Origin of the sequence: Ornithinibacillus scapharcae TW25, from assembly GCF_000190475.1 — a bacterium.
In the GTDB taxonomy this organism is placed as follows: domain Bacteria; phylum Bacillota; class Bacilli; order Bacillales; family Amphibacillaceae; genus Ornithinibacillus; species Ornithinibacillus scapharcae.
The window spans coordinates 16,892-34,385 of the sequence record NZ_AEWH01000026.1 but is presented as its reverse complement, the minus strand read 5'-3'; the positions used below and the strand labels follow the sequence as shown (position 1 = coordinate 34,385).

Sequence of the window (17,494 nt, the reverse complement as noted above, 5' to 3'; positions counted from 1 at the left end):
TACGCTCTATCATCAACAACTGCTACTGAAAAATTATGCTAGAGCGGCAGGAATATTAATGAAAAATCTTTCACACCACCCCTTATTTGCTAGAAACTTCTTGTAGTTGCTCTTTTCTTTCAAGTAATTGACTCCAACCTGTGAGAAGAACTGCTGCTAGAACCATTAGTGAACCAATCCAAGTGGTATGAATGAGTCCGATTGAGTCAGTTACAAGCCCACCCAAGAAGGAACCGATTGCGATTCCAGCGTTGAATGCTGCAATATTGATAGCCGATGCAACATCTACTGCGGTAGGAACGTACCGCTCTGCTAGCATGACAACATACACTTGTAATCCAGGTACATTCATAAAAGCCATCAGTCCCATCAAGAATATGGTCATTAATCCAACTATTTTAAATGGCGCAGTGAAATACAGGATAAGAAGGATAATCGCTTGGAAAATAAACATATAAAATAATGCCTTAATCGGATTTTGATTCGATAGCTTGCCACCTATCATGTTCCCAATTGCAATGGCTAAACCATAAACAAGTAAAATTACGGCAACGGTTCCTTCTTTAAACCCAGTGATATTTTGTAGCAATGGTGATAAATAGGTAAAGACTACGAATGTGCCCCCGTATCCTAGAGCTGTAATGATAAAGATTAGCAGTAAGCGACCATTTGTGACTAAGCTGAGCTGATCTTTGAACGTAGTGCGATTAGCTTTACGGAGATCAGATGGAACTAAGAAGCTATTGGCAATTAATGCAATAATACCGACAGCTACTATCACGATAAAAGCAATTCTCCAGCCAAATTGATTCCCGATGAATGTTCCGAATGGCACCCCTGTTACAGTTGCTACGGTCAACCCTGTAAACATAATCGATATCGCACTTGCTCTTCGGTTTTCTGGGACTAGATCTGCAGCTATTGTAGAGCCAATTGACATAAACACCCCATGTGAAAAGGCAGAGACCACACGTGCTACAAGTAAAACACCGATGCTTGTTGCAGTTGCTGCGATACTATTTCCGATGATGAAAATGACCATAATCCAAATTAGTAACGATTTTCGTGACATACTAGAAGTAATCGAGGTTAGGATAGGTGCCCCAAAAGTTACTCCTAATGCATACAACGAAACGGTTAAGCCTGCTGTTGTAACTGATATATTTAAATCCTTAGCAATTAAAGGTAAAAGCCCGACACTGATAAATTCTGTGGTGCCAATGGCAAATGCACTAACTGCTAGGGCTAGTAAGGCGAAGGTGCTTCGCTTTTTCTCTAAAGACATTGTTTTCTCCTCCTATAATGATGGTTCCTTGAAAAATGTAGAGTATAAAATTTGACCGGCAAATGCTATTATGAGAGAAAAGGATATAAATGAGAAGTACGCACTTTAAAGTGATATAGAAACCAAAAAGTAATGTAGGCACTTTTTGGTGCCTATGATTTTAGGAGGAACTTATATTGGATCAAAAGAAGTACAATATATCGGTAGAAGCAACGCTAGAGGTAATAGGGGGCAAGTGGAAATGCGTCATTTTGTGTCACTTAACACATGGAAAGAAACGCACGAGTGAATTGAAACGTCTCATGCCAAACATTACGCAAAAAATGTTAACGCAACAACTACGTGAATTGGAAGAGGATGGGGTTATTAATCGTATTGTATATAATCAAGTCCCTCCAAAAGTAGAGTACGAGTTAAGTGAGTATGGTTGGAGTCTACAGGGGATATTAGATTCGCTTTGTGCCTGGGGCGAGAAACATATTACGAGAGTATATGGAAATAAATTTGATGTTTTAGAAGAAAACATTCTTAATGAGCATTTGAAGTAAACATTAATTTTACCTACATGTTCATCTATATATTGAAATTCGTAAAAGCACCAATTCAAGCGTATTCTGGAATGGTGCTTTTCTAGCATCTTAATATTCTACTAATCGGCATGACAACAATATTAGTCAGGTAGAGTTATTTAAAATCTACAATTATTGTTAGGAGGATTTATATGCCGCAACATAAGTTTTCTGTGGATTGGATTCAAGACAGTTATCTTCGTAATGTAGAAAGCTGGGTGCACGAAGAACTTGGAAAAGCGGGTTTGTTGATAAAGAGGAAGATAGAACGTATAAAAGTGAATGACATGAGCATCGTATTACGAATCCCAACTAATGATGGTGACGTTTACTTTAAGGTTGGTAACCACGCTTCTAAACATGAGGCAATACTTAGTAGAGAACTTACGATTACCTCACCGGGTAAAACGGCCGAAGTCTATGCGATTAATGAAACGGAAGGTTGGCTACTGATGAAGGATATAAAGGGCCAATCTCTACGTACACTGAAGGATAGGAAGACTTGGCAAAAGGCGCTTGCTGAGTTTGCGGAGCTTCAAATTAAGGAGTCTTACAACGTTGATCGATTGTTGGAAATTGGTGTACCGGATCGGAGAGGTCACAATCTTAAAAAGGAGATCAGACAAAGCTTAGAGGAAATGTGTGCAACGGGATTATCGAAAGAAGAAACTAGTCAAGTAATGGCACTACTTCCAACTCTGCTAGATATGTGTGATGACATAGCTGCGATAATTCCTGCTTCTATTGAACATGGCGATCTTCATAGCGATAATATCAGATTGATAGATAACAAATTTGTATTCTATGATTGGGGTGATGCTTCTATTTCAAACCCGTTTTTTAGTACGCGAGTTATCTGGCATGCTCTTGATGAATTGATTACATCGGAATCGGAATGGCTAGAAATGGTGGAAGAATTTCGCCCGTATTATTTAGAACCTTGGACAAAAATAGCGTCTATGAAGGAGCTTGACCGAGCTTTACGAATTTCTGATGAACTCGCTTGTGTACAACGGGCCTTGAGCTGGCATTTATATATCACACCTAACCGTCTAGATAAAAAGGACTCTTATCATAAACCATCCCAATGGTTAAGGTTACTTCTTGAGCATCGGTTACTAGTAGGGAAATAGATTACTTTGCCTCCCTATAGTACATATAACAATTAAGAAGTACGATAACTATGAAACCTTCCCCAGTTCTCTTTTCCAGCAAAAGAAGCGTAGGACGACATAAAATGAACGATAATAGGAACATGGTCTAGATATGGAAATATGTGAAATAAGTGTCTATCACCAAAACGAATAGCCTTTAAAGCAAGCGGTAATTCTCGTTTGAATATCTCATAGCGTTTGGCGGCAACGTTTTGATCGTGTTCTCCATGGTCAATATAGACAAAAACGGCATAATACATGGAGTTGCCGTTCGTTTTCCATTCCCCTATGACTTCATCTCGTAAAGGATTGACTTCTTCCCATGCAAAACGTTGCCCAATGGTTAGGAATAATTCCCCAGTGTTATCCGAATGTGTAAGTGTGTAGCGCCTTGGTAAGATGGGGCCTATGGAAGTAAAGCCTTTTAAAAAGTTTACGGTAAGTTTTTCTGGATTGAATTGGCTCATGTAATCACTCCAATAGTTTTTTCTATATCATATTAGACTACTAGGCTAAGCGACACGCGAATCCAATTTAGGTAGAATCTATATATAACTTCCAGAATCTTAAGATAACAGTTAGAATGAAATCTATAAGCTTATATGCAAATGGGGGTAGAAAATGGAAACGTGGGATTTGTATGATATCCATAGAAATAAGATAAAACGTAAGGCGGTTCGGGGTGAAGAGCTTCAACCCGGAGAGTACCATCTAGTTGTTCATGTGTGCATTTTTAATGCTAATGGTGAAATGCTCATCCAACAAAGGCAACCCTTCAAAGAGGGATGGCCCAATATGTGGGATGTAACCGCTGGAGGAAGTGCTGTAGCTGGAGACACAAGCCAAATTGCGGCAGAAAGAGAATTGTACGAGGAAATTGGCTTAAAGGTAGACTTACAGCATAAATCACCTCACCTAACGATTAACACAGAGCGAGTTTTTAATGATATTTATCTAGTAGAAAAAAACGTAAACCTACATACGCTTAAATTACAAGAAGAGGAAGTGCAGGCTGTAAAGTGGGCTAGTCTAGATGAAATTTTTGTTATGATCAGGCAAGGAGAATTTATTCCTTATTACGAGAGTTTTATACAATTCTTATTTGATAGCCGAAAGAAGCTTGGTGTAAGGCAGATTTAATATAATGATTGGAGGTGAAACTATGAAACAGCTGTACATCAAACAGAAAATATTCAGTTTAAGTGGGAAGTTTACCGTAAAAGATCAAGAAGAGAATGATGTGTATTATGTAGAAGGCAGCTTTATGAAAATTCCAAAGACGTTCTCTATCATGAATGTAACGAGAAGTGAAGTTGCCCTCATTACGAAGAAGGTATTTAGTTTTTTACCGAAGTTCTTTGTGGAAGTAAATGGTCAAGAAGTATTAACGATAAAGAAGGAGTTCTCTTTCTTTAAGGCGCGGTATACCATTGATGCTGTTGGTATTGAAGTGCAGGGTGATTGGTGGGACATGGATTTTCAGGTACTCCAACATGGTGAAGTCGTTGGGAAAGTAAGTGAAAAATTGTTCACGTGGGGCGATAGTTATAAAGTGGAAATTTTGAACGAAGAGCTGGAAGCTATTATCGTTGCGATTGTAGTTGCAATTGATTGTGTGAAGGAAGATCAAGCAGCGGCAGCCTCTGCAATGTCGTCGAATTGATAAGAAAAGACTACATGGGTGAAGCACAATGTTGCTTCACTTTTCTATTGTTTAGACCATAAGAGCAAGAATGAGGACGAAATGGGTAATCATTACTTGTTAAAATATATCCACAAACTTATTTATGTTAGAAAGATATAGGGTATAAGCTCTTCCATCAATAATAAAGCGGAAGGAGAACGGGGTCAATTGACTACAATAAAGCTATCCTTTGAAGAAATGTGGGAAAAAATAATTTCCTGTGACCGAAAGTATGATGGGTTATTTTTTACAGCTGTGAAAACAACGAAAATTTACTGCCGCCCTTCCTGTAAATCGAGAAAACCGAAGAAAATAAATGTAGACTTCTATTTGGATAGGATGGAGGTAGAAGTGGCGGGTTATCGTCCTTGTAAAAGATGCCGTCCAGAGGTTGATGAATCACCTGAAATAGAGATCGTTCGAGAAGTAATTACTTTTCTAGTTAATCATTATAAACAAAATGTAGTGCTACAAGATATTGCCAGTCAAGTGGGATTGAGTCCGTATTATTTGGAACGGGTATTTAAAAAAGAAACCTCTGAAACCCCACGCACTTATCTAGAGAAGATACGCATAGATAAGGCAGCTTATCTTCTCAAAAGCACAACATTAACGAATCTTGAGATTTGCTATGAGGTAGGCTTCCAAAGTCCTTCCAATTTTTATAAAGTGTTTCGTAACCTAAAAAACTGTTCACCTAGTGAATATCGAAAGGAAATTTCAAATGAATTGGGTTGATCATGAGACATATATAGAAATTATTCCTCCAAAAGAGTTTAATTTCAACGAGTGTTTGATATTTCTTGGGAGGTCGGATCAGGAGATTCTATACCGTATGAAAGAGGATGCCATCTATACGATAATTAAAGGGAGAGAGTCTTTCATTCTATGTAGGATAAGTTATGATAAAGACGTATTGAAGATTGAATTCCCTAATGGTGTCCCCACGGTGGTGGAACGGGAAAAGATAGGGGAGTATATCTGGGAATGGTTTGATTTAGAACGAGATTTAGCGGAATTTTATCGAATAGCTAGTAAGGATACCGTATTAAGAAAACTTACTGAGCGATATCATGGGCTACGGATAATTGGCATTCCTGATTTATTTGAAGCCTTCGTATGGGCGATTATTGGTCAGCAGATTAATTTAACGTTTGCCTATACGTTAAAGAAAAGGTTTGTTGAACAGTACGGGGAGGTCCTCACTTTTGAAGATGAGACCTATTGGGCTTTTCCAACCTTTGAAAAAATAGCTACCATCCACGTAGAGGAGTTAAAAGCACTACAATTCTCCACTAGAAAAGCGGAATATATCATTGGGATTGCGAAGTTAATGAACAATGGGGATCTGTCAAAGGAATTCCTTATGGAGAAACAGAACTATCAAGATATAAAAGATTCCCTAATTTCTATTCGTGGTATAGGAGCATGGACAGCGGATTATGTGATGATGAAGTGCCTGCACCAACCGTCTGCATTTCCAATTGCCGATGTTGGCATCCATCAAGCGCTAAAACATCTGTTGAAATTGGAGAAGAAACCCTCTATTGAAGAGATTGAGAAATTAGCGGTTCAATGGAAAGGCTGGCAGGCATATGCTACATTTTATTTATGGAGGTCGTTGTATGACGAAACAATATAAAATAGATTATGAATCACCGATAGGCATAATAGAAATAACTGGTACACATGAAGTGGTGCATTCGATACTCTTTTCGGAAGAGGAAAAAAGGAAAAACCTCATAGATGCCGATACCCCGCCGGTTTTAGTACAGTGCCACAATCAAATTGATGAGTATTTTAGGGGGATTCGGAGAGAATTTTCATTCCCTTATCAAGTGGAAGGGACGGACTTTCAAAAATCAGTATGGGATGCGTTAATCGAAATTCCCTACGCTAAAACAGGCTCATATAAAGAATTGGCAGTTACAATCGGTAATGACAAAGCTGTTAGAGCAGTAGGAACTGCTAATGGGAGGAATAAATTAAGTATTGTTATTCCATGTCATCGAATAATCGGCTCTTCGGGAAAATTAACAGGTTATGCGGGTGGTTTATGGCGGAAGGAATGGCTGTTGAACCATGAAAAATCATTTGATAATGTCCGAATATAATATACATCTACCAAAAATAGCCTCAATTCTAGGATAACTAGAATTGGGGCTATTTAAAGTTTATGATAAACAGGCTATTCCTGAACTTGAGCAGAAGCTATCATTCTATCTTCCTTTGCTTCCGTTTTTCTTGTTAAAGAGAAGACGGCACATAGTAAGGAAATGATGACAATTGCCCCACCAAACCAAGCAGCATTGGAAACGGTATTCGTCTGACTAATGACGATACCTCCAAATCCTGATCCAAGCGAAATACCGATTTGTAGTGCGGAATTATTAAAGCTCTGTTGTATATCAGCTGTAACAGGATCTGTTTGAATTAAATAGCTTTGCTGTGGCGGAGATAGACTCCAGCTTAGTGCACCCCAAATCATCATGATTGGAATAAATACTACAAGTGAAAACGTAGTAAAAGGTAATAAGAACAGTACAATGGCAAATGAACCGATGACAACAAGGATGCTTTTTGGAGCACCTATGGAATCAGATAGAATCCCTCCGAATGCTCCTCCACTTACAGCAGCAATTCCGAATAGTAAATAACAAATACTAATCCAGGTAGAACTCATTTGCAATTCCGTTTCTAGAAATGGTGTAAAGTACGCATAAATTGTATAATGACCTGCAAGCATAAATACGGTTGCTAGATGTGCACTACTAATTTTTAAACTAGCAACTGCTTTTAGTTGCTGTGAAAGTGGTACTGTCTTTTCCCCAGGAACCCGCTCTAAGAAGATGGAAATGAGTACAAAGGAACCGACGGCTAATACAGCAATCCCAAGGAAAATAACACGCCAACCGAATTTATCGGAGATCAGGATTCCCAGTGGTACACCCATTACTAAAGATGAGCTAATTCCCATATAAATAAGACCTAATGCCTTTGCTCGATGCTTTGGTAAGACAATTTTGGCAGCTATGGTTAAGGAAAGTACAACGATAAGTGCTGTACTCATTGCAGCCAAGACCCTTGCAAACATGATGAAGGTAAAACTAGTACTAAAATATGTCATGATATTACTAGCGATGAAAACTAGTAAAGAGGTTAAATATAATTTTTTTCTTTCAAACTTGCTAGTCAGTACTAGTAACACAGGACCTGAAATCGCATAGATAAGTGCAAAAATCGTGATTAACTGTCCAGCAGAGCTTAATGAAATAGATAGATCGGTTGCAATAGTTGGAAGTATTCCTCCAACAATTAATTCAACTAATCCAACTGCGATGGTTGATAATGCTAGTATAAAAACTTTAAAATTCATAGTTTGCTTTACGTCCTTTCTTGATGAAATATAAAAAAATCCTGATTACAAAAAATGAATAAATTCATTTTCTGTAATCAGGATTTTAAGGTTCCTGGTAGAGACCCCCAAGCCATATTCTCGAGGTTATACAGGTAGTATTTATTTATTATAGGGAAGCACTTAGAATAGTGTACTAGTTTTTATTTCACTTTTCAAGTGTAAGTTTTTGTTTGTTATATTACTTTGTCGTGTCAACCATTCAATTATAAGTTCGGGAGATTGCGTGAATAATAGTAACAAGTTATTACAGTACAAGTTAGCTTGCATTCAATTCTGAACTGCAAGTAAGTTGTTCATTTTAACTAAAATCGCCATTATTTTAAGATTAGTACTTTAGTGGAAAATATTGTATAGGACCTTTTACTCTCTTATAATTGAATAGTGGTTTAAACATATAGGAGGGGTTGGATGGATGCAACACTAGAATTACCTCAAGGAAAGAAACATCCAAAAGGACTCTATTTACTATTTTTCACGGAATTGTGGGAAAGATATAGTTATTTTGGAATGCGTGCAATACTAGTATTATACTTAACTACCGAATTAGTTAGTGGTGGTCTCGGTGTAGATAAGCAAACTGCGATGATGATATATGGTATTTTTACGGGCTTTGTATATTTTACTCCAATTATTGGAGGATACTTAGCTGATCGGTTTATCGGCGTTCGCTCGGCTATTACAATTGGTGGGATTACGATAGCTTTAGGAAACTTTGTCTTATTTCTAATGCAATCACAAACAGGATTATATTTGGGACTAGCATTATTGATTATTGGTAATGGATTCTTTAAACCGAATATGTCCACACTTGTTGGTGACCTTTATCATAAGAATGATAAGCGAAAAGATGCTGCATTTACGATATTTTATATGGGAATTAATATTGGTGCATTATTTGCTCCGTTAATTGTCGGATATCTAGCATCTCACTTGTTCTATTCGATTGATCCTAGTGGGGTAGAACATTTTGGGTATCAATGGGCATTCTTATCATCTTCTATTGGTATGGTAATTGGACAAATTCTGTTTAATAGCTTAGGTAATAAATATCTACGACATGTTGGCAAAGCCCCAACACGTAAAGAATCTAATGTTAACGAAGAGTCTAAACCATTAACCAAAAAAGAAAAACAACGTACAAAAGCAGTACTAATTCTTGCTTGTTTTGTTGTCTTCTTCTGGGCTGGATTTGAACAAGCCGGAAGCTCTTTTACGTTATATACGAAGGAATTTGTTGATAGGGAAGTGTTTGGCTTTACCATACCAGTATCATGGTTCCAATCATTAAACCCACTATTCATCATTCTTTTAGCTCCAATTATTTCGGCTTTATGGATGAAGCTTTCACGTACGAAACGTGGGGACTTAAATATTACAACAAAGATGGCCCTTGGCATGATTTTGCTAGGGTTAGGGTTTATGATTCTATTGCCTGCAGTTATCCAAACTGGTAGTGATGAACTTAATGTTGCGGTCAAAGCGAATGTGCTATTCATCGTATTAACCTATTTATTCCATACATTAGGTGAGTTATTCTTATCACCAGTAGGTTTATCGTTAGTAAGTAAAGTTGCACCAGTAAAAATCGCTTCTCTATTAATGGGGCTTTGGATGGCTGCGACGGGTGTTGCGAACATTATTGCTGGACAACTTGCATCGTTAACAGCATCACTAGGCTACCTAGAAATATTTGCTGTTATTGGTGGTCTTGCGATCATCCTTGGACTTGTTCTTCTATCTGTTTCGAAGAAGTTAACTGCTATGATGCAAATGGATGACGATTTGGTAGGGAAAGAAGAGGCTCAGAACAATTAGACCTAACTATGGAAAGCCTGGATTATAGGCAATTACAACATTTTAAACTATAAAATGATTCTAAATTGACGTTTTCGCACGTATTCTATATGATAGAGAAAGATAAGAAACCCGTATTTTTCGGGAGAGGTTCATAGCGATAAACCCTCTATAAAAAACTATGGATACATGACGAATAAGCCATGTCCATATACGGACATGGCTTTTATTGTTTTATTCCTGCTAGTTTTATAGACAGCTGTTTTAACCTCTCTTAGAAAATCGGTTTATGAAATCAATTTTTAGAGGAGGTTTTTTTATGTCTAGTCGTAACGTATCAGAAGGCTTATCCGATTTGACGTTATTAGGAAATCAAAATACAAACTATTCATTTGAATATGCACCAGAGGTATTGGAGGCGGTGGATAATCTTCACTCCAATCGTGATTACTTTGTAAAGTTTAATTGTCCAGAGTTTACAAGCCTATGTCCTATAACAAAACAACCAGATTTTGCAACGATGTACATATCCTATATTCCAGATAAAAAATTGGTAGAAAGCAAATCGCTGAAGCTCTATTTATTTAGTTTTCGCAATCATGGTGACTTTCATGAAGACTGTGTCAATATCATTATGAACGATTTAATTAAACTACTAGATCCAAGATATATAGAAGTCTGGGGAAAATTCACTCCGCGCGGTGGAATCTCGATTGATCCGTGGTGTAATTACGGGAAGCCAGGAACGAAGTATGAAGAAATGGCTAATCATCGCTTGATGAATCATGACCTATATCCTGAGAAGGTAGATAATCGCTAACCGTGAAAAAAGGGGGGAACATCATGAGAATAGTATTCTATTTATTGGCTATTGTGATAGCTAATGTGGTGACAGCTAGATTTGCCCCACTACAATTTGGAATGTTTATCGTTCCAATGGGGACAATTTTTGTAGGAGCGACTTTCATTTTTCGAGACCTTGTACAAAATAAATATGGTAGACCAAAGACATACATGTTTATTTTTATCGCCTTAATTCTATCAGCACTTGTTTCCTATACACTAGGTGACACATTAATGGTTGTCGCGGCATCTGCGTTATCATTTGTTATTTCCGAGACTGCAGATACGGAAATCTATACACGTTTGAAGCTACCGATGGCTTGGCGAGTATTTTACAGTGGAATTGTTGGGGGTATTCTTGATTCGGTCGTATTCGTCATCGTTGGATTGAGTCCGATTGGTGCAGGGGTATTACCATGGGAGGCCATTCCAGCAGCAATCATGGGGCAAGTTATCGTGAAGACAGTAGTGCAAATGATTGGCGCCTTGATTTTGAATCGAGTTCTTGTGATAAGAGGAAAGTATGTAGCTACAGAATAGATGAAACAAAAAAGACCCCGCGGGGTCTTTTTGTTATGGATTATAGGTCAGAAATCATTCCGCCATCTACGACAAATTGAGCTCCTGTTGAATAACTAGAATCATCTGATGCAAGGTAAACAACTAAATTAGATACTTCTTCTACTTCTGCTCTTCTTCTAAGTGGGATATCTTGTTCTAGTTGCTTCAGATATTCTTCTACATCTGGTTGGTCTGCCATCGGTGTTTTAATAATTCCTGGGTGTACAGAATTTACGCGGATGTTATATTGTCCAAGCTCTGTTGCAGCACCCTTTGTCATACCTGTTACTGCGTGTTTAGAAGCACTATAAGCGATTGCTGTTGGAGCACTTACTAACCCATCAACAGATGAGATATTCACGATAGATCCAACTCCGGCTTTTCTCATTGAAGGAAGTGTTTTTTGCATTCCTAAGAACACACCTAGCTCGTCTACTTTAAATGTTAATTCGAAGTCTTTAACAGTTAGTTCTTCTAATGTTTTAAAGATACCAATTCCTGCATTGTTTACTAGCACATTGATTGGGCCGAAAGCTTCTTCCGTTTTCGCTACCACTTCTACCCAGTTCTCTTCATTAGCAACATCTAATTTTAGTGCGATTGCGTTGTCTCCTAGTTCATTCGCTAGTTGTTCTGCACCTTCAATGTTAAGGTCTGTAATAGCTACTTTTGCGCCTTCTTCTACGAATTTACGTGCGTGCATAGCTCCCATACCTTGTGCTGCACCTGTAATGATTGCTACTTTACCGTCTAATTTACCCATGTTTTATTCCTCCAATTAATTTAATCGATTTTCAGAATTGTTCTTATCAGGTATTTCTTTTTTAGGAATTTAAATCGTATCCTTACCGCCATCAACCACATATGTTTGTCCAGTCACATAAGAGGCTTCATCGGAAGCTAAGAAGCAAACAACATTTGCAAGCTCAGATGGTTCGCCGATTCTACCCATTGGAATTGCTTCTGAGTATACTTTTAACATATCATCGTCAACATCTTTCAAGATACCAGTGTTCACAACGCCTGGAGAGATTCCGTTTATACGAATGTTATCACGAGCATAATCATGTCCAGCTTGGCGAGTTAACATGAGAACGGCCCCTTTTGATGTAACATATGCTGGTGATCCAGGAGTAGCATGACGAGATGAAATCGAAACGGTGTTTACAATAGAACCTCCACCGTTTTGTTTCATATAAGGTACAGCATGTTTAATTCCGAAGAAAGGACCGTTAACATTAATGCTAATGACACGATTCCATTGCTCTTCTGTGTATTCCTCGATGTTTGCGTAAGCCCCAATAATCCCTGCATTATTACAAAGAATATCTAATTTTCCCTGCGTGTTTACGGCAGTTTCAATTAGGTTTTTAACATCTGCTTCTTTGGAAACGTCCACTTTTACAGCTTTTACGTTTTCACCAAATGTTTTTTCCAGGTCAAAGATAGAATCTGTTATATCACCCGCAACAACTTTTGCGCCTTCATTAACAAATTTTTCTACAATAGCATAACCAATCCCGGAAGCGGCACCAGTTACGACAGCAACTTTATTTTCTAATTTCATCTATGTTTCTCCCCCTTATTGAAAGTTAAAACGTTTACAATCCTAATGTAACACCTGTTGATGATAACCCGATAAACAAAATCGTCTGGAATGGGGTTTAAGCAACAAATATGCTAAAATTGTTGAGTAATTATGTAGACAGGAGCGGGCTCTATGGAACCTAAAGTGGATAAAAGGATTAAGAAAACAAAACGGTCACTAAGGAATGCTTATATAGAATTAATGGAAAAATATGCGGAAGACGAAATTACCGTATCCATGATTGCACAATATGCAGATTTAAATAGAGCTACCTTTTATGCGCACTACTCTAATAAAGAAGAGTTCCTACAGGAGGCTCTATGTGAATTATTAGAAGGGTTCAGAGAAGCTATCCTCACGCCGTTTAAAGCTAGTAACAGAATTAATGTAAACTCCTTAGCACCTACAACGGTTCAAATATTTGAGTATATCGAAAAGAATCAACGGATTTTTTATGCATTATATACGGGTCATACTGGTTTTAAGAAGCATTTAGAAGAGCTGTTCTATGATATCTTTTCTAACGATATTTTGATCGAGACAGAATCTCCATTTGGGAAAAAGGTAGATTATGAAATGTTCCTACATTATCAATCTAGTGCAACCCTGGGGTTGATTTACTATTGGATTCAGGGTAACTTTCAATTTTCGGCAGAGGTTATGATGGAACAACTGACAATTCTTTCTAACACACAAGTGATTGATTTAAAAAAAGTATCCGATTGAATTCGCATGTGGAATTTTATGAAAAAATAACATAGAAATTTAGCTTACAAAAAGATGCACTTCGCCTATGGTAGTGCATCTTTTTATCTAGTCCCTACCAAGTTTTGTCTCCTCCTTAATAATTTCATACTGTACCAATACTAATGCCTCAAGCCTTTTAAACTAATTCATTTTTACTTTTTGAAGATGTTTCCAATTGTTAGTAGGAAGGGTTGGTTTTTCGGAAAATAAAAGGATTTCGCCCCCTTTTGATAGAACATTTTTAGTAGCTTTGTTTCTCGGTAAAGGTAGATTGTTAGAAAAGGATTATCTACTTTATATGTTCCTAGAATTTATTCAACGGAACAAAGTTACCAATCAAAGGGAGGAATTTAAAATGATGAAGGCTAAAAAGGTAGTAATGGTTTTGCTAGCATTTTTACTAGTTTTACCAACATTAGGCTTGAAGCCTGAGGAGGCTAATGCAGCAGCAACTTTTATTCGACCATCGGAGGGGACTGTAACCTCTGGATTTGGTCCACGCTGGGGAGATATGCATTATGGAGTAGATATTGCCAAAAGTGGGACGGTTCCAGTTGTGGCATCGGCTCCAGGTACGGTCATTTTCGCTGGTCAAGCAGGTACGTATGGAAATGTTGTCTATGTTCGTCACCAAATTAATGGTGTATCCTATGTAACCGTTTATGCACATCTGAGGTCGATTAGTGTTCGGGTAAATGATGCGGTGTCCCAAGGGCAGCGTCTAGGTTATATGGGTGAGACCGGAAATGCCCAAGGACAGCATGTACATTTTGAGCTACACAAAGGGACATCAACATGGAACAGAGCATATGCCGTTGATCCAATGGATTACTTTGGCAAAAATATTGTGCCGGTTGAGGAAGGATCATACAGACTATTAACAGGAACATTTTCTAGTGTAGCTTCCCAGCAAGAAGCCGCGGAACGTTTACGCCAAGCTACTGGTTGGACGGTTTATACCGTAAATGAGAATGGGTTGCGACTTAAGACAGGAACATTTTCAACGAAGGCTTCTGTTGAAGCGGGCCAAAGATTAATCTCACAACAATTCGGCTGGGTTTCCTATATTAAACAAGAATACTTCCGATTATTAACTGGCACCTTTAGTTCTACTGCTGACCAAAATGCTGCCTATGAGAGATTGAGAAATGACACTGGTTGGACAGTCTACAAAGTAAATGAGAATGGACTTCGTTTAAAAACAGGTACGTTTAAAACAAGACAATCAGTAGAACAGGCTCAACAACTCGTGAAAAATGATTACGGATGGACAACGTATATTCAAGTGGAAGAACAATAACAATCCTTAGCAAGAAAGTGGGCTGCATATTCATGCAGTCCATTTTTTAAAATGAAAATAGTATCCATTAGTATCCCCTCACCAATCTTTATACTTTCTTTATACTTTCCCAGTCTATTAATTTATACTTTGTACTTATACTAAACTCATCAACAATAAAAGGAAGATGATGATGTCAGAAACTATTTTAAAGGCAATGAATATTTCCAAACAATACGGAAATCACAAAGCACTCGATAAAGTCTCATTTGAAATAAAACGTGGAATGATTTATGGGTTGATCGGAGAGAATGGCGCCGGGAAATCGACATTTATGCGCGTGATTATGGGGTTAATCACCGTCGATGAAGGCAATATGGAATTATTCGGTGAAACAGATAGGAAGGGATTACAGCGTGCTCGTAGAAGAATGGGGCAATCGATTGAAACACCTGGATTATATCCTGACTTAACAGCCCGAGAGAATTTACGGGTGCAAGCAGCAAACGGAGGTGTTAGTGAAAGAGAGATAGACCATCTACTCGAATTAATGAAATTGGAGCATTCAGGAAAGAAGAAGGCTAAGAACTTCTCTTTAGGAATGCGACAACGGTTAGCGATTGCCTCCACACTAATAACCAATCCAGAATTTCTTGTCTTAGATGAGCCAACGAACGGATTAGATCCAGCTGGTATTGTGGAAATGAGAGAGATTATTCATCGACTAGTAACACAACGTGGGATTACTGTTTTACTTTCGAGTCATTTACTTGATGAACTGTCACAAATTGCTACCCATTACGGTATCTTGCACCATGGCAAGTTAATCAAAGAACTTTCCAAAGAAGAGTTAGCCCGTGAGGCCCGTCAATATATTGAATTGGAAACAACAGAGGTGCAAAGAGCTGTTACCGTGTTAGATGAATTAGGGATAAGAGATTATGAGGTAAAAAATCAACATGAAGTCAATATTTTTGAACGTTTAGATGATGTTGCTACCATAAATCGTTCCTTAGTGAAAGCGGATGTGGATGTTTTACGAATCGGCACAACAAGGCAGAAATTAGAAGATTATTTCTTAAACCTAACAGGGGGTAAAACTCATGCTTAACTTATTAACAGCAGAGCAAATAAAATTAAAACGAAGTAAAAAGTTACTGATTGTCTTTAGCATTTTAGTGTTTTTTCCAATATTTCAAGCTTTGAATAGTCAAATGATGGTTGACCATGGCAAGGAGCTTAACCAAGTTGTGGATACCGTCATTAATGGGGCGACCGGAATCCTAATGATTGATAAAAATGGGTTAACTATCTTACTTGTCATGAGTGCGTTTATCAGTTTTTTCATTGGAGAAGAGTTTCAAAATGGTACCATTCGCAATGCCTTATCATTAGGCCGTAGTCGATTGCATTATTATTTATCAAAATTTGTTATTGCAGCAGTAGTTTCCCTTCTAGGTGTATTGGTTATGACTATACTAGGAATGATCAGTTTTACAACCATATTTGGCTTTGGTGAAATTCCAGAGGTAGGTAATTATGTTTCCTATGCTTTCGAATCCTTTAGTACCCTTTATCTATTAATCCTGGCCAATGTATCGATTTATGTGATGATAAGCTTTATAACTAAGAATAGTGGTATAGCTCTTATTTGGAGTTTTCTATATACCATTGCGACAGGATTTCTTCCGGACATTTTTCAGCAGACAGAACACTTTAAAGAATTAACATATTGGTTCACGGAAACATTTTTATTCTACTTTAATTTTGCAGATCCTGGACATATTGCGAGATTTCCGGAAATGATAGTAGTGAGTATCCTTACCATCGTGATATCATCAACAATAGGGATTCTTTTCTTTAAACGAACTGATATAAAGTAGGTTGATCATGTGAAGAAGATATTGATAATGGAAGATGATGTTACCATTCATTCATTGATGAAAGAGACATTAGAGATGCATGGGTATACGACATTCAGTGCATACTCCGGAACAGAAGGTAAGCTGTTAATGGACCAACATACGATTGATTTAGTCCTGCTGGATTTAATGTTACCTGGGATGCATGGGGAAGAATTTCTTCAAGAGCAAAGACAATATTCCAGTATTCCTGTAATGGTAATTTCTGCGAAAACCGATCAACATTCGAAATTGGAATTACTGACGAGTGGGGCAGATGATTACATGACAAAACCGTTTGATTTGAAGGAGCTTCTTGCTCGAATAGACATTCAACTTCGTCATGCAACCAAGGTGCCGGTCGAAGCAAAAAAGGATATACAGTATAAAAATATCTATGTTGATCTTGATACGAGAGAAGTAAAAATTAACGGTCTATCTATCCATCTTACAGGTAGGGAGTATGAAATTTTGCTTTTATTACTTGGGAATCCACAGAAAGTATATAGTCGTGCAAACATATATGAAAGTGTTTGGAAGGAGCCGTACTTTAATAGTGATAAAACCGTAAATATGCATATAAGTAATTTACGAAGTAAGCTTCATGAAGTGGACTCCAATTATATAAAGACTGTCTGGGGTATTGGGTTTAAATTTGATTAATGGGGGCG

The 17,494-nt window shown here is 37.7% G+C and carries 20 protein-coding genes and 2 riboswitches; of the genes, 15 read left to right on the top strand and 5 right to left on the bottom strand.

Annotated features, from left to right (window positions below; genetic code table 11):
• Nucleotides 1–82: 82 nt before the first annotated feature.
• A complete protein-coding gene (locus G5W_RS0107395; protein ID WP_010095491.1) occupies nucleotides 83–1,285 on the bottom strand; it encodes an MFS transporter in 1,203 nt (400 codons plus the stop codon).
• 176 nt (nucleotides 1,286–1,461) lie between these two features.
• Here G5W_RS0107395 and G5W_RS0107390 point away from each other — a divergent pair, with 176 nt between their 5' ends.
• Both G5W_RS0107390 and G5W_RS20665 read left to right on the top strand, forming a co-directional pair.
• Complete coding sequence (locus G5W_RS0107390) at nucleotides 1,462–1,833, top strand: winged helix-turn-helix transcriptional regulator (RefSeq protein WP_010095489.1); 372 nt, start codon at nucleotides 1,462–1,464, stop codon at nucleotides 1,831–1,833.
• 173 nt (nucleotides 1,834–2,006) lie between these two features.
• A complete protein-coding gene (locus G5W_RS20665; protein ID WP_010095488.1) occupies nucleotides 2,007–2,987 on the top strand; it encodes a phosphotransferase in 981 nt (326 codons plus the stop codon).
• Between the two features lie 32 nt (nucleotides 2,988–3,019).
• Here G5W_RS20665 and G5W_RS0107380 read toward each other — a convergent pair whose 3' ends face one another.
• Nucleotides 3,020–3,475 carry a staygreen family protein gene (locus tag G5W_RS0107380; RefSeq protein WP_010095487.1) on the bottom strand — a complete coding sequence of 152 codons (456 nt, stop codon included), beginning with the start codon at nucleotides 3,473–3,475 and terminating at the stop codon, nucleotides 3,020–3,022.
• Between the two features lie 154 nt (nucleotides 3,476–3,629).
• Between G5W_RS0107380 and G5W_RS0107375 the strand changes: the two genes are divergently transcribed.
• From G5W_RS0107375 to G5W_RS0107355, 5 genes are all read left to right on the top strand, one after another.
• On the top strand, nucleotides 3,630–4,148 hold the full coding sequence (locus tag G5W_RS0107375; protein ID WP_010095486.1) for an NUDIX hydrolase: 519 nt from the start codon (nucleotides 3,630–3,632) through the stop codon (nucleotides 4,146–4,148).
• A gap of 22 nt (nucleotides 4,149–4,170) precedes the next feature.
• Complete coding sequence (locus G5W_RS0107370; protein ID WP_010095485.1) at nucleotides 4,171–4,671, top strand: LURP-one-related/scramblase family protein; 501 nt, start codon at nucleotides 4,171–4,173, stop codon at nucleotides 4,669–4,671.
• A gap of 219 nt (nucleotides 4,672–4,890) precedes the next feature.
• Nucleotides 4,891–5,430 (top strand): bifunctional transcriptional activator/DNA repair enzyme AdaA, encoded by a 540-nt coding sequence (locus G5W_RS0107365; protein WP_033445613.1) that lies wholly within the window; start codon nucleotides 4,891–4,893, stop codon nucleotides 5,428–5,430.
• Nucleotides 5,417–6,334 carry a DNA-3-methyladenine glycosylase 2 gene (locus G5W_RS0107360; protein WP_010095483.1) on the top strand — a complete coding sequence of 306 codons (918 nt, stop codon included), beginning with the start codon at nucleotides 5,417–5,419 and terminating at the stop codon, nucleotides 6,332–6,334. Before G5W_RS0107365 ends, G5W_RS0107360 begins: the two co-directional genes overlap by 14 nt.
• On the top strand, nucleotides 6,318–6,806 hold the full coding sequence (locus G5W_RS0107355; RefSeq protein ID WP_010095482.1) for a methylated-DNA--[protein]-cysteine S-methyltransferase: 489 nt from the start codon (nucleotides 6,318–6,320) through the stop codon (nucleotides 6,804–6,806). The genes G5W_RS0107360 and G5W_RS0107355 overlap by 17 nt, the downstream gene beginning before the upstream one ends.
• A gap of 74 nt (nucleotides 6,807–6,880) precedes the next feature.
• Here G5W_RS0107355 and G5W_RS0107350 read toward each other — a convergent pair whose 3' ends face one another.
• Nucleotides 6,881–8,068, bottom strand: coding sequence for an MFS transporter (locus tag G5W_RS0107350; RefSeq protein WP_010095481.1), 1,188 nt, complete (start codon nucleotides 8,066–8,068; stop codon nucleotides 6,881–6,883).
• 54 nt (nucleotides 8,069–8,122) lie between these two features.
• Nucleotides 8,123–8,222, bottom strand: a riboswitch (purine riboswitch).
• Between the two features lie 296 nt (nucleotides 8,223–8,518).
• On the opposite strand from G5W_RS0107350, the gene G5W_RS0107345 reads away from it, so the two are divergent.
• The 3 genes from G5W_RS0107345 (at nucleotide 8,519) to G5W_RS0107335 (ending at nucleotide 11,287) form a co-directional block, all read left to right on the top strand.
• On the top strand, nucleotides 8,519–9,925 hold the full coding sequence (locus G5W_RS0107345; protein WP_010095479.1) for a peptide MFS transporter: 1,407 nt from the start codon (nucleotides 8,519–8,521) through the stop codon (nucleotides 9,923–9,925).
• Nucleotides 9,926–10,045: 120 nt separating this feature from the next.
• Nucleotides 10,046–10,093: riboswitch (PreQ1 riboswitch) on the top strand.
• A 130-nt stretch (nucleotides 10,094–10,223) separates the two neighbouring features.
• Nucleotides 10,224–10,724 carry a preQ(1) synthase gene (gene queF / locus G5W_RS0107340; RefSeq protein WP_010095477.1) on the top strand — a complete coding sequence of 167 codons (501 nt, stop codon included), beginning with the start codon at nucleotides 10,224–10,226 and terminating at the stop codon, nucleotides 10,722–10,724.
• Nucleotides 10,725–10,747: 23 nt separating this feature from the next.
• Nucleotides 10,748–11,287 (top strand): VUT family protein, encoded by a 540-nt coding sequence (locus tag G5W_RS0107335; RefSeq protein WP_010095475.1) that lies wholly within the window; start codon nucleotides 10,748–10,750, stop codon nucleotides 11,285–11,287.
• A gap of 40 nt (nucleotides 11,288–11,327) precedes the next feature.
• Here the strand turns inward: G5W_RS0107335 and G5W_RS0107330 are convergent, their stop codons facing one another.
• Nucleotides 11,328–12,071, bottom strand: coding sequence for an SDR family NAD(P)-dependent oxidoreductase (locus G5W_RS0107330; protein WP_010095471.1), 744 nt, complete (start codon nucleotides 12,069–12,071; stop codon nucleotides 11,328–11,330).
• 69 nt (nucleotides 12,072–12,140) lie between these two features.
• A complete protein-coding gene (locus G5W_RS0107325; protein WP_010095470.1) occupies nucleotides 12,141–12,875 on the bottom strand; it encodes an SDR family NAD(P)-dependent oxidoreductase in 735 nt (244 codons plus the stop codon).
• A gap of 153 nt (nucleotides 12,876–13,028) precedes the next feature.
• Here G5W_RS0107325 and G5W_RS0107320 point away from each other — a divergent pair, with 153 nt between their 5' ends.
• The 5 genes from G5W_RS0107320 (at nucleotide 13,029) to G5W_RS0107300 (ending at nucleotide 17,486) form a co-directional block, all read left to right on the top strand.
• On the top strand, nucleotides 13,029–13,622 hold the full coding sequence (locus G5W_RS0107320) for a TetR/AcrR family transcriptional regulator (RefSeq protein ID WP_010095469.1): 594 nt from the start codon (nucleotides 13,029–13,031) through the stop codon (nucleotides 13,620–13,622).
• Between the two features lie 376 nt (nucleotides 13,623–13,998).
• Nucleotides 13,999–14,943 (top strand): M23 family metallopeptidase, encoded by a 945-nt coding sequence (locus tag G5W_RS22740; protein WP_157998039.1) that lies wholly within the window; start codon nucleotides 13,999–14,001, stop codon nucleotides 14,941–14,943.
• A gap of 172 nt (nucleotides 14,944–15,115) precedes the next feature.
• Nucleotides 15,116–16,033 (top strand): ABC transporter ATP-binding protein, encoded by a 918-nt coding sequence (locus G5W_RS0107310; protein ID WP_010095466.1) that lies wholly within the window; start codon nucleotides 15,116–15,118, stop codon nucleotides 16,031–16,033.
• Nucleotides 16,026–16,805 (top strand): ABC transporter permease, encoded by a 780-nt coding sequence (locus G5W_RS0107305; protein WP_010095464.1) that lies wholly within the window; start codon nucleotides 16,026–16,028, stop codon nucleotides 16,803–16,805. The genes G5W_RS0107310 and G5W_RS0107305 overlap by 8 nt, the downstream gene beginning before the upstream one ends.
• 9 nt (nucleotides 16,806–16,814) lie before the next feature.
• A complete protein-coding gene (locus G5W_RS0107300; protein ID WP_033445609.1) occupies nucleotides 16,815–17,486 on the top strand; it encodes a response regulator transcription factor in 672 nt (223 codons plus the stop codon).
• Nucleotides 17,487–17,494: the final 8 nt, after the last annotated feature.

What these genes read in the sequence shown, in the direction of transcription:
- G5W_RS0107310 (WP_010095466.1), top strand. Translation starts at nt 15,116, where the DNA reads ATGTCAGAAACTATTTTAAAGGCAATGAATATTTCCAAACAATACGGA.
- G5W_RS0107375 (WP_010095486.1), top strand. Translation starts at nt 3,630, where the DNA reads ATGGAAACGTGGGATTTGTATGATATCCATAGAAATAAGATAAAACGT.
- G5W_RS0107325 (WP_010095470.1), bottom strand. Translation starts at nt 12,875, where the DNA reads ATGAAATTAGAAAATAAAGTTGCTGTCGTAACTGGTGCCGCTTCCGGG.
- queF (WP_010095477.1), top strand. Translation starts at nt 10,224, where the DNA reads ATGTCTAGTCGTAACGTATCAGAAGGCTTATCCGATTTGACGTTATTA.
- G5W_RS22740 (WP_157998039.1), top strand. Translation starts at nt 13,999, where the DNA reads ATGATGAAGGCTAAAAAGGTAGTAATGGTTTTGCTAGCATTTTTACTA.
- G5W_RS0107360 (WP_010095483.1), top strand. Translation starts at nt 5,417, where the DNA reads ATGAATTGGGTTGATCATGAGACATATATAGAAATTATTCCTCCAAAA.
- G5W_RS0107305 (WP_010095464.1), top strand. Translation starts at nt 16,026, where the DNA reads ATGCTTAACTTATTAACAGCAGAGCAAATAAAATTAAAACGAAGTAAA.
- G5W_RS0107345 (WP_010095479.1), top strand. Translation starts at nt 8,519, where the DNA reads ATGGATGCAACACTAGAATTACCTCAAGGAAAGAAACATCCAAAAGGA.
- G5W_RS0107335 (WP_010095475.1), top strand. Translation starts at nt 10,748, where the DNA reads ATGAGAATAGTATTCTATTTATTGGCTATTGTGATAGCTAATGTGGTG.
- G5W_RS0107380 (WP_010095487.1), bottom strand. Translation starts at nt 3,475, where the DNA reads ATGAGCCAATTCAATCCAGAAAAACTTACCGTAAACTTTTTAAAAGGC.
- G5W_RS0107320 (WP_010095469.1), top strand. Translation starts at nt 13,029, where the DNA reads ATGGAACCTAAAGTGGATAAAAGGATTAAGAAAACAAAACGGTCACTA.
- G5W_RS0107350 (WP_010095481.1), bottom strand. Translation starts at nt 8,068, where the DNA reads ATGAATTTTAAAGTTTTTATACTAGCATTATCAACCATCGCAGTTGGA.
- G5W_RS0107355 (WP_010095482.1), top strand. Translation starts at nt 6,318, where the DNA reads ATGACGAAACAATATAAAATAGATTATGAATCACCGATAGGCATAATA.
- G5W_RS20665 (WP_010095488.1), top strand. Translation starts at nt 2,007, where the DNA reads ATGCCGCAACATAAGTTTTCTGTGGATTGGATTCAAGACAGTTATCTT.
- G5W_RS0107330 (WP_010095471.1), bottom strand. Translation starts at nt 12,071, where the DNA reads ATGGGTAAATTAGACGGTAAAGTAGCAATCATTACAGGTGCAGCACAA.
- G5W_RS0107365 (WP_033445613.1), top strand. Translation starts at nt 4,891, where the DNA reads ATGTGGGAAAAAATAATTTCCTGTGACCGAAAGTATGATGGGTTATTT.
- G5W_RS0107370 (WP_010095485.1), top strand. Translation starts at nt 4,171, where the DNA reads ATGAAACAGCTGTACATCAAACAGAAAATATTCAGTTTAAGTGGGAAG.
- G5W_RS0107395 (WP_010095491.1), bottom strand. Translation starts at nt 1,285, where the DNA reads ATGTCTTTAGAGAAAAAGCGAAGCACCTTCGCCTTACTAGCCCTAGCA.